At 37.9% G+C, this 10,351-nt stretch carries 7 protein-coding genes and 1 pseudogene; 4 read left to right on the forward strand and 4 right to left on the reverse strand.

The genetic code is table 11. The annotated features are described in order from the left end of the window. The 3 genes and pseudogenes from FTT94_RS15475 to adeS form a co-directional block, all read left to right on the forward strand. A pseudogene (locus tag FTT94_RS15475) lies at positions 1 to 129 on the forward strand (IS1 family transposase); the annotation flags it as partial. Positions 130 to 398: 269 nt separating this feature from the next. Further along, a complete protein-coding gene (gene adeR, locus FTT94_RS15480) occupies positions 399 to 1,127 on the forward strand; it encodes an efflux system response regulator transcription factor AdeR (RefSeq protein WP_032073130.1) in 729 nt (242 codons plus the stop codon). Next, positions 1,117 to 2,223, forward strand: a complete 1,107-nt coding sequence (gene adeS / locus FTT94_RS15485; RefSeq protein WP_160948624.1) for a two-component sensor histidine kinase AdeS — start codon at positions 1,117 to 1,119, stop codon at positions 2,221 to 2,223. The genes adeR and adeS overlap by 11 nt, the downstream gene beginning before the upstream one ends. 103 nt (positions 2,224 to 2,326) lie before the next feature. On the opposite strand, the gene FTT94_RS15490 is transcribed toward adeS, so the two are convergent. The 3 genes from FTT94_RS15490 to FTT94_RS15500 all read right to left on the reverse strand — a co-directional run bounded on the left by FTT94_RS15490 (position 2,327) and on the right by FTT94_RS15500 (position 8,219). Next, complete coding sequence (locus tag FTT94_RS15490) at positions 2,327 to 3,841, reverse strand: MFS transporter (protein ID WP_180171088.1); 1,515 nt, start codon at positions 3,839 to 3,841, stop codon at positions 2,327 to 2,329. A gap of 113 nt (positions 3,842 to 3,954) precedes the next feature. Beyond that, positions 3,955 to 7,059, reverse strand: coding sequence for a multidrug efflux RND transporter permease subunit (locus tag FTT94_RS15495; protein WP_270915313.1), 3,105 nt, complete (start codon positions 7,057 to 7,059; stop codon positions 3,955 to 3,957). After that, positions 7,056 to 8,219: an efflux RND transporter periplasmic adaptor subunit gene (locus tag FTT94_RS15500; RefSeq protein ID WP_032073150.1), complete on the reverse strand. Its 1,164-nt coding sequence runs from the start codon at positions 8,217 to 8,219 to the stop codon at positions 7,056 to 7,058. The genes FTT94_RS15495 and FTT94_RS15500 overlap by 4 nt, the downstream gene beginning before the upstream one ends. Before the next feature lie 437 nt (positions 8,220 to 8,656). On the opposite strand from FTT94_RS15500, the gene FTT94_RS15505 reads away from it, so the two are divergent. Then, positions 8,657 to 9,253, forward strand: coding sequence for a LysE family translocator (locus FTT94_RS15505; protein ID WP_074163998.1), 597 nt, complete (start codon positions 8,657 to 8,659; stop codon positions 9,251 to 9,253). Between the two features lie 27 nt (positions 9,254 to 9,280). On the opposite strand, the gene FTT94_RS15510 is transcribed toward FTT94_RS15505, so the two are convergent. Continuing rightward, complete coding sequence (locus FTT94_RS15510) at positions 9,281 to 10,099, reverse strand: AraC family transcriptional regulator (RefSeq protein ID WP_032073151.1); 819 nt, start codon at positions 10,097 to 10,099, stop codon at positions 9,281 to 9,283. Between the last annotated feature and the right edge of the window lie 252 nt (positions 10,100 to 10,351).

A 10,351-nucleotide genomic window follows, 5' to 3' on the forward strand; every position in this document is an offset into this window, starting at 1 on the left:
AAAGTTTTACGTACTTTAACTGAATCAACCTATGAAATTCAGCCTCAGCAAAGTCATTATGAATCTCTCGAAGTAGATGAGTTCTGGAATTTTGTTGGAAATAAAAAGAATAAACAATGGCTTATTTTTGTTCAAAAGTCATATTTTACCTCGGAGAAACCGGACATTTTTATTGGTGAGAATATAGACACTTTAAATGGGTTCTAACACTCTCGTTTCGTATAACAGCCATTATGTTAAATGAATGATAATTGACATTTTGTTCATTAATACTGATATGCAACGAATTTTATTATATGTCACCCCTCAATTACAAATATAAATGACTGCTCGTCTAATCATCTCCATTACACAATTAAATGTTAAAATGCATAGCTACTTCATCTAAGATAAAATATATGTATCCAAATCTACAGCACAGCTTCGAAAACAGCGTCATTCTCGTTGTAGAAGATGATTATGATATTGGTGACATTCTTGAAAAATACATAAAAAATGAAAACATGCAGGTCATCCGTGCATTGGATGGACAACAAGCTTTAGAGTGCCTAAAAGCCAACTCTATCGACCTGATTCTCCTTGATATTAAATTACCCAAACTAAATGGCTGGGAAATTCTACAAATCATCCGTCAAACAAGTCATTTACCTGTCATTATGCTGACTGCCTTAGATGATCAAGTGAATAAGATCATGGGGCTAAAAATGGGTGCTGATGACTTTATTATTAAGCCATTTAACCCAAACGAAGTGATTGCACGAATACAAGCCGTACTTAGACGAAGTACAAGCCAAAATATGGAAATAACTAATATTATTCGTTATAGAAATATTGAAATTAATCCAGATCATCATCAAGTTTACATTTCAAATGGTCAAAGAAATCAGTTGCTCAACCTTACGTTAACTGAGTATAAGATACTGTTTTTGATGGCAAAAACACCGAATAAAGTCTTTACACGTAATGAATTGATCCAAAACTGTATGCCTGAAAGTGATGCTTTAGATCGCACTGTAGATAGCCATATCAGCAAATTACGCAAAAAACTTGAAGAAAATGATGTAAATGGCTTATTAATCAATGTCCGTGGCGTGGGGTATCGCTTAGATCAAAATCATGAAATTTAACTTTTTTAAAAATTCTGTTGGAATTAACTTCCAGTTTATTATCATGATGAGCCTATTCAATTTAGGCATTACGCTGTTATCTTTCATGATTGGCTATTTTGTTTATAGCTGGGCGATAAAAATAGGTTTTCTAAATACGCAAGTTATTAATTCAAATGAATTTTCAGTTACCTATGTTGACTTTATCTGGCTGTTTTTAGTGCTATTAACAGGCTTTTTTCTTTCTACTATCCTCGCCTTTAAATATGGAAAACGCTATACACAGCCAATTAGTGATTTAGCAGATGTTATTCAACAAATTCAACAAGGCAATTTAGCACTCAGAATTAAACAGCCACATCATGATATTCCACATGAAATCAAGTCTCTTATTGAGAACTTCAATGAAATGGCAAACCAACTTGAAGTATCAGTTAAGAATTCAACTGTTTGGAATGCTGCAATTGCACATGAATTACGAACACCTGTGACAATATTACAAGGTCGCTTGCAAGGTATTGTCGATGGTATATTTATTGCCGATAAAGCTTTACACCTAAGCTTATTGAACCAAGTCGAAGGCTTATCTTACCTTGTGGAAGATTTACGGACACTGACACTTATTGAAAATAAACAATTACGATTAGAACTAGAAAAGACCAATTTAAAAAATAGTATTGAAAAATGTCTGCAGATGTTTAATGAACGGTTTCAGGTTAAAGGTTTAACTATTGTTTTAAATTTGACGGATAAATTGGTTTGCGTTGATATAAGAAGGATGGAACAGGTCTTTATTGCATTGTTCTCTAACTTTCTAAGATATTCGAATGCTGGAAAAATAAATATTACATCTGTAACCACAGCAGAACATTGGGTATTGACGTTTGAAGATGAAGGTCCTGGTATTGATGAATCGCATCTTAAACACCTGTTCAAACCCTTCTATCGACTGGAAGACTCTAGATCATGTCTAGATGGCGGTACTGGATTAGGCTTGGCAGTGATTGATGCAATTATTGAAGCACACCAAGGTCATATTTATTATTCTAAATCCAAAAACTTAGGTGGCAGCTGTTTTACTATTCAACTAAATCGTAAGACATCAACTCATTTATAATGTGTTAAGTTCAGATTAATACGGCTTAATTTAAACCATAAATTTAAGATAAATTGATGTCTGAACTTAACCATTCTGTTTGATGATCCTCAAATAAATTTCATCACAATGAATTCTCATCTCGATATTTAGCTAGCATAAAAAATACCACAATGGAGAGTATCCCGATGATAATCCCTGCTGTTAATAATAAATTAACATGAGCTGAACTGAAGGCAATTTTACCTGCGTTAATCAATGCTGTACCTTGTTCAACGGGTAACTGGCTCGCCACTAAATAGGTATCACCAATCGAAAGTCTGGCTTTTTCTGCTAAAACAGCAGTTAAATCTGACGGCACTTGAAGATGACTGCCAAATATATAGGCCATGAAAACACCAAATAAAGTAATACCTAGTCCTGTACCCAGTTCATAACCTGTACTTTCAAGTGAACCTGCCGCACCGCCCTTTTCTGCAGGTACTGAGCCCATGATCGCAATGGATGAAGCTGTTAAACCAATACTCAGTGTTAATCCAATCGAAGCTAAAATAAAGGGAACGATGATTCCCGGATGATGAAAATCTGAATAACTCAAACTGACCAACGCAATTGCTGCCAATATTAATGACATGGTCGCAACCAGACGGAGTCCAAATTTATTGGATAAAAAACCAGCAATAGGCCCGCCAATAGCGGCCGCAACCATAATCGGAACCATAAAAAGACCGGCTTGCAGCGGTGTTAAACGAATGACATATTGCAGCTCCATTGCCAAAGTTAACTCAACCCCTGCCAAAGCGCCTGCAGCAACCATTGCCATAATAATGCCGGCTAAAATAGCAGGACGTGAAAATAGCGAAAGATCTAGCATCGGCTGAGGAGAATTCAGCTGTTTGCGTACAAATATGGTTAATAAGCCGATAGATAAAACGACCAAAGGCAAGACAATCAACAACGACTGTTTACCGCCTAAGCCTGCTTTTAGTGCATATACAAACGAAATCAAACCGACAATCAGCAATAGCGCTTGACCAAATGCCCAATGTCCAGGGGTTATAGCTTCTTTTCGGGACAATAAGAAATAGCACATTGGTGCGACAACCAGCATGATTGGGACGTTAATCAGGAAAACTGAACCCCACCAGAAATATTCTAACAATCCCCCACCAATGAGCGGTCCAATGGCGGCACCGGCTGATCCGATTGTGCCCCAAATACCCAGCGCAATGGCACGTTCGCGACTGTCTTCGAAGGTTCTGCGAATAATACCCAATACACAGGGCATAATCATGGCACCGCCTAATGCTAATAAAGCACGTGCGGCAATCAGCATAGAAGCCGTTTGGGAAAATGCCGCAAGGACTGAGGCAGTTCCAAATATAACCAAGCCAATCAGCAGAATCTTACGATTGCCGACACGATCAGCCAAAGTTCCCATCGGAACTAAAAGTCCAGCCATAAGTAATGGATAAATATCAATAATCCATAAGACTTGGTTACTTGTGGCACTCAGCGATTGGGTTAATGAGGGAACCGCAACATGCAGTACAGTCATATCAATCACAATCGGCAGAAATGCAAGCACGACAGCGAGCAATATCCACCAGCGTTTCGGATCAAGATTGGTAGCTTTCATGATTAAACCTATATTGATGGTTTATTAAATCAATTCTGAAATAAAGATGTAAATGAAAGATTTGTTGTGGGCTAAACTCGTTAACCCACAGCTTTTATTCTCAGTTTTGATGCTTAATGTGCCGCTTTACGTTTCGAGAATTTCTCAACCATGCTCATGACGACAATAAAGAAAATCGGTACAAAAATAACAGCTAGAATTGTTGCGCTGATCATGCCGCCAAAGACGCCTGTACCAATCGCTTTTTGAGTTTCAGAACTAGCGCCACTGGCAATGACTAAAGGAATAACGCCACAGGTAAATGCCAAAGATGTCATTAGGATTGGACGTAAGCGCAATTTAGCGGCTGCAACGGTTGCCTCCACTAAACCCATTCCTTCTTCTCTTAGTGCTTTTGCAAACTCAACAATCAAAATAGCATTCTTTGCAGATAGACCAATAATCGTGATCATGCCGACCTTAAAGAAAATATCATTTGGCATACCACGTAACATTACTGCTAAAAAGGCGCCAATCAACCCTAGAGGGACAACTAGCATCACAGAGAATGGAATTGACCAGCTTTCATAAAGCGCTGCCAAGACAAGGAAAACGACTAACATCGACAACAGTAATAAAAACAAGGTTTGTGATTCCGACTGTTTTTCTTCTAGAGAAATCCCAGTCCACTCATAACCCACACCTTTCGGAAGTTGTTCAATCAAATTTTCCATCTCAGTCATGGCTTGTCCTGAAGATATACCTGCTGCTGGACTGCCAGAAATACTCAATGATGGACGACCGTTGTAACGATTGTATTGTTGTGGGGAATGTTGCCAAATTGGAGTAATTATTTCAGACATTGAAACCAATTTACCGCTTTGACTGTTCACCTTAATCTGAAGAATATCTTCAATACTCATGCGTGATTTGGCATCAAGTTGCACAATGACTTGCTGCATACGGTCATGATTTGGAAAATCATTGATATACATCGAACCCATTGAGGTTGAAATAATATCGGTCACATCACTGAAATTAACACCTAATGCCTGCAATTTATCTCTATCAATTTTAAGCTGTACAGAACTGCCATCTGGCAAACCTTCAGGATAGACCTCCGCCACGATTTTACTTTGTGCTGCTAATGCTAAAAGCTGATCTTGTGCTTCTCTTAAAGCAGGCATGCCAATATTGCCACGATCTAATAATCTCAGTGAAAAACCAGATGAGTTACCCAATTCATCAATTGCTGGTGGTAACACAGACATGGTTTGACCTTCTGAACTTTCAGCCATCGCTATATTGGCATTATTCACGACTTCTTGTGCCGTAATAGTACGCTCTTCGAATGGCAATAGATTGGTAAAATACATCGCTGTATTCTGACCAGATCCACTAAAACCAAAACCTAAGACCGCCATATTGTCTTTAATCCCCGTTTCTTGGTCTAAATAATTTTGAAACTCAGCAACGACTTTACGGGTACGTTCTTGAGTTGCATCCGCAGGAAGTTGAATCGAAGTCATAAACCACCCCTGATCTTCTTCTGGCATAAACGCAGTCGGAACGTGTTTAAAACTAAAAATCAGCACAATGACAATGCCTAAGAAACATAACATTGCGAGGGTTTTATGTTTAATTACTTTAAATAAACTGCGTTCATAGCGATTGTTCAGCTTCTCAAAACTGCGATCAAACGATGCAAAAACACCCTTTTTCTGATGGTCTTGATCAATCGGTTTTAACATCGTTGCACATAACGCAGGGGTTAATGTCAGTGCAAGGAAAGCTGAGAATAAAATTGAAACCGACATGGTAATGGTGAACTGACGATAGATAATCCCCACTGAGCCTGACGCCAATGCCATCGGCAAGAATACAGCGGCTAACACTAAGGTGATGCCAATAATCGGATTGGTAATTTCCTTCATGGCTTTAGATGTGGCTTCAACTGGAGATAAGCCTTCTGTCGCCATAATGCGTTCAACATTCTCAATGACCACAATCGCATCATCGACAATAATCCCGATCGCAAGCACCATACCGAACATGGTCAGCACATTAATCGAAAAACCAGCAAGCAGCATGACTGAGAATGTGCCAAGCAATGCAATCGGTGCAACAATCGCCGGAATTAAGGTGTATCGAACATTGTGTAAAAAGATAAACATGACAATAAAAACTAATGCCATAGCTTCAAGCAATGTCATGATTACTTTTTCAATCGAGATTTTTACAAAAGGTGCAGTGTCGTAAGGTATAGAGAATTTCATACCATCAGGCAGTGCTGAACCTAACTGTTCAATTTTCGCTTTAACACCTTCTGCAGTCTTGACAGCGTTGGCACCAGGACTCATTTGTATCGCCACAGCTGTAGAGGCTTTGCCATTTTCTAAAATCGCAAAGTTATACATCTGTGCCCCGATTTCGACACGAGCGACATCCGACAGTCGAACATTGGCGCCATTTTGTTGAGCACGTAAACTAATTTTCTTGAATTGCTCTACAGTTTCTAATTGACCTTGAGCAGTTAAAGGAATAGTAATTTGTTGCCCCGTCAAAGCAGGAACATCACCAATACGACCTGGTGATATCGGCAAGTTTTGGTTTTGGATGGCTGTATTCACATCTTGAATACTCAATCCATAAGAAACCAAACGATCTGGATCGACCCAAATCCGCATGGCTTTTTCAGCACCAAAATTTTGGACTTTACCAACACCGTCAACCCGCTTTAATTCTTCAATCACATAGCGAGTCATATAGTCACTGACATCAATTTCACTATATTTGCCATTCGGTGAACTTAAGCCCACCATCATTAAAAAACCAGACGACGCAGCATCGACCATCAGCCCTTGTTGTCGCACTGTTTGAGGTAAGCGTGACTCAATGGCTTTAATTTTGTTTTGCACATCAATTTGTGCAAGTTCTACATCTGTACCTGGTTTAAATGTTGCGGTGATTGTTGCTGTTCCAGAACTATCTGAACTTGAACTGTAATAAAGTAAGTTTTTGACACCTGACATTTCCCGCTCAATCAAGGTCACAACACTATCATTCAATGTTTTTGGCGTAGCACCTGGATAGATTGCCGTAATACTAATCTGTGGTGGCGCAACACTTGGGAATCGTGCAATAGGTAACTTGGGGATGCTTAGTACACCCAACAGAATAATAAATAAAGCAATCACCCATGCAAAAATAGGACGCCTAATGAAAAATTGGGACATTATTGCTGTCCTCCATTTTCCTTAATATTTGTAGGTTGCCACTGCTTAATTTTTAATTTTTGCTCAGGCTGTATACGATCAGCCCCTTCAACAATGACTTTCTCACCTGCTTGTAACCCTTGTTTGATCACATAGTTATTTTGATAACGTTGACCAAGCTGAACAGGCTTGCTTTGCGCTAAACCTTTTTGATTAACAATCGTAACATTGGCTTTACCACTAATATCATGTTGAATCGCTTGTTCTGGAACTAGGAGCGCATTTTCAACTTGAGCTCGGCTCATATTGACTCGAACATACATGCCTGGCAAAAGTTTTTGATTTTCATTATTGGCTAAAATACGGATTGTGACATCACCCGTATCAGGATCAACTTTAGTATCCGAAAATAGGATTTCACCTGTAACGTTATAAGGTTTACCCTGACTATTTAGGATTTCAACCGTATGTTTGGTATTTGACACGTCACCTTGCTGTAAAGCTTCCTGTAGTTTTTCATAATCACTAATTGATTGCTTTACATCAACATAGACTTTATTAATCTGTTGTATTACGGCCATTGCATTAGTATCACCTTGACCAACTAATGCACCCTCAGTCACTAAGATTTCACCAATCGTTCCCGAGATAGGGGCTGTAACAGTCGCATATTTAAGATTAAGTTGTTGTCTGCTTAACATGGCTTGCATTTGCGCCACATCGGCTTTTGCTTTTTGATAATCTGCTTCGGTATTGTTGTATTCCTGCTGACTAACCGCATTTACTTTTACTAATTCAGTGTAGCGTTTTAACAGCACCTGCAAACGTGTCACCTCAGCTTGTGCACGGTTTAAAGTGGCTTGATTGCTTTTTACATCTGCCTGAAATATTTCAGAATTCAATTTAAAAAGCGGTTGACCTGCTTGCACATAAGAGCCTTGCTTAAAAAGTACTTTATCAACAATTCCACCTACTTGCGGGCGAATTTCAGCAATACGGTAAGCGACAACACGGCCTGGAAGATTTTCAATTAAATTCATGGAATGCGGTAATACCGTGATGGTACTGACAACCGCTGGTGGCATTTCTGTTGGGGACTGTTCAGCATCTTTGGCTTGTGTACAGCCGATTAAAAGTACAGTTGTAATAAGTATTGAACCTATTAAATGATAATGTGTTGACATGCTTTTTCAGAGGGGGGGTTTTAGATACTACTATTTTGAAATAGCAGTGTTTATGAATTGCTGATGTTGTGTGGAGATTGTGTGGAGATTGTGTGGAGATTGTGTGGAGAGATTAAAAGATTTATTTTTTAATGACACGCTTAAACAGCGTGGCTTGTAAATTAGTATAAATAATTTTGTTGTTCTACAATTTTGATCGTATCTTAGTTTTTTCTCATAGTTCATGAACTTTAAAATTCTAAACCAAGACTAATATTTATATAAGCAATTGAAAATACAATACATAGTTTCTTTATACACTTATGAAGTGAACTTTAGGTGAACATAAGTTAAATAGAAATTTTTAATTAGTTCAGCACAAACGTACAATCTTTAAGGCCTATAACTCGATACCGTTCTCTCTTTGATGTTTATTGCTATCTAATTGAGTGAACTCTGTGGAAATATTTCTTTATACATTAAGCGTTATGTATAGCCCAGGCCCTGTAAATTTTATGGGGCTAAATTCTGGCCTTACAGGTCAATTAAAAAAGACTATAGGATTTTACCTAGGCATTGGTTTCGCCATGTTGATCTTATTCGTATTGTTTGGCTATATAGGTGAAGCTGTTATTCCACATGGATTGATTCATTATATTGCTTTAGCGGGTGCAATTTATACATTCTACTTGGCTATAAAAATGATTAGGGCGAATGTAGAAACAACTCAACAGCAAGAAAGCCATCTAACATTCTTAAATGGCTTATTTATTCAGTTATTAAATCCAAAAGCCATTCTCGTCATTCTACCTGTTACGACAATTATGTACCCTGCAGCCAAAATCACAGGAATCATGATCTTGATAGTTTCTTTACTGATTTCACTTGGTGCTGTTGGCGCACCATTCACCTATGCTCTGGTTGGAAAAGTATTAGGCAACAAAATTGCTAATCCTATCTGGTTTAATCGGCTAAATAAGCTGATGGGTATACTCTTGATTTTATCAGGGCTTTTTATGTTCAAAGATTTTCTTAATGGAATAAATCTGCTGTAGGACAAATTAGCCGTTCAAATCGAACGGCTATCTTTTAATATTTATCATTTTCCATTGAGTGGGAGTTAAACCAAATGTTTTTATAAAATGTCTGGTCATATGACTCTGATCAAAAAAGCCTGCATTTAAAGCAGCATTAACAATAGACTCCCCTTGAGCAAGGTAGAACTTAACTGTTTCTAAGCGACGCATGATCATATAACGGTGTGGGCTAGTTCCAAATAATAATCGGAAATCACGAGAAAGGCTCCAGCGGTCACGATCAGCATGTTTCTCTAAATCTGACAAACTTAAGTTTTCATGTGGATACGCCAAAATACACTCACGCGCTCTCTCTGCTGCCTTGTAGTCAAATTTTTTGTTTTGGTTAGATGAAGTATCTGAAATTTCACACAGTGTAGTTGCCAAATCAAATAGAGCATCTTCCTCTTCTAGGGTATCCATATAATTATTTATATTATTTAGAAAGCTATCCATTGCCCTAAACAGGCGAATATCATTACTTAAGCCATGTCTGATAAAAGGCAAAGGTTTACCCTTTAAAATGGTTTGGATCATCGCTGGTTCGATGTAAATCATTCTATAGCGATAGCCATCTAATGTTCCTGATTCACCATCATGCTTTTCATCCGGGTGTAGAACCATAGTCATGCCTGGCAAGCTATGTTGCAATGTACCTTTGTAATGAAAGTTTTGAACTCCGGAAAGAGTCCTGCCAATAGCATAAGTATCATGTCGGTGAGGTTTATAAGCATAATTGGAAAGAAATGCTTCAATTCTTTCTAATTTATGATTTTGAGTGGGGGATCTCACAATCCAATTATTTCCACTGGAGAAATCAGGCATAATTGATGGCCAATTTTTCGTAGATTCTATTGTAGATTATTTTTCACTTTTCCTAAAATTAACATAATACACGTTATACGAATCCCAAGGCATGGCTTTTAGTCATGCTTTTTTTATCAAAAGAGTATACCTGAATGATAGCGAGCCAAATCGCATACAATATCTATCATTAGACTTAATGCAATAATTAAATGATAGTATTATCATTAATCTAATAGAATTAAGATTAAATGATAGAAATGAATACACGTA

Source organism: Acinetobacter sp. YH12027, from assembly GCF_013420085.1.
Classification (GTDB): Bacteria; Pseudomonadota; Gammaproteobacteria; order Pseudomonadales; family Moraxellaceae; genus Acinetobacter; species Acinetobacter amyesii.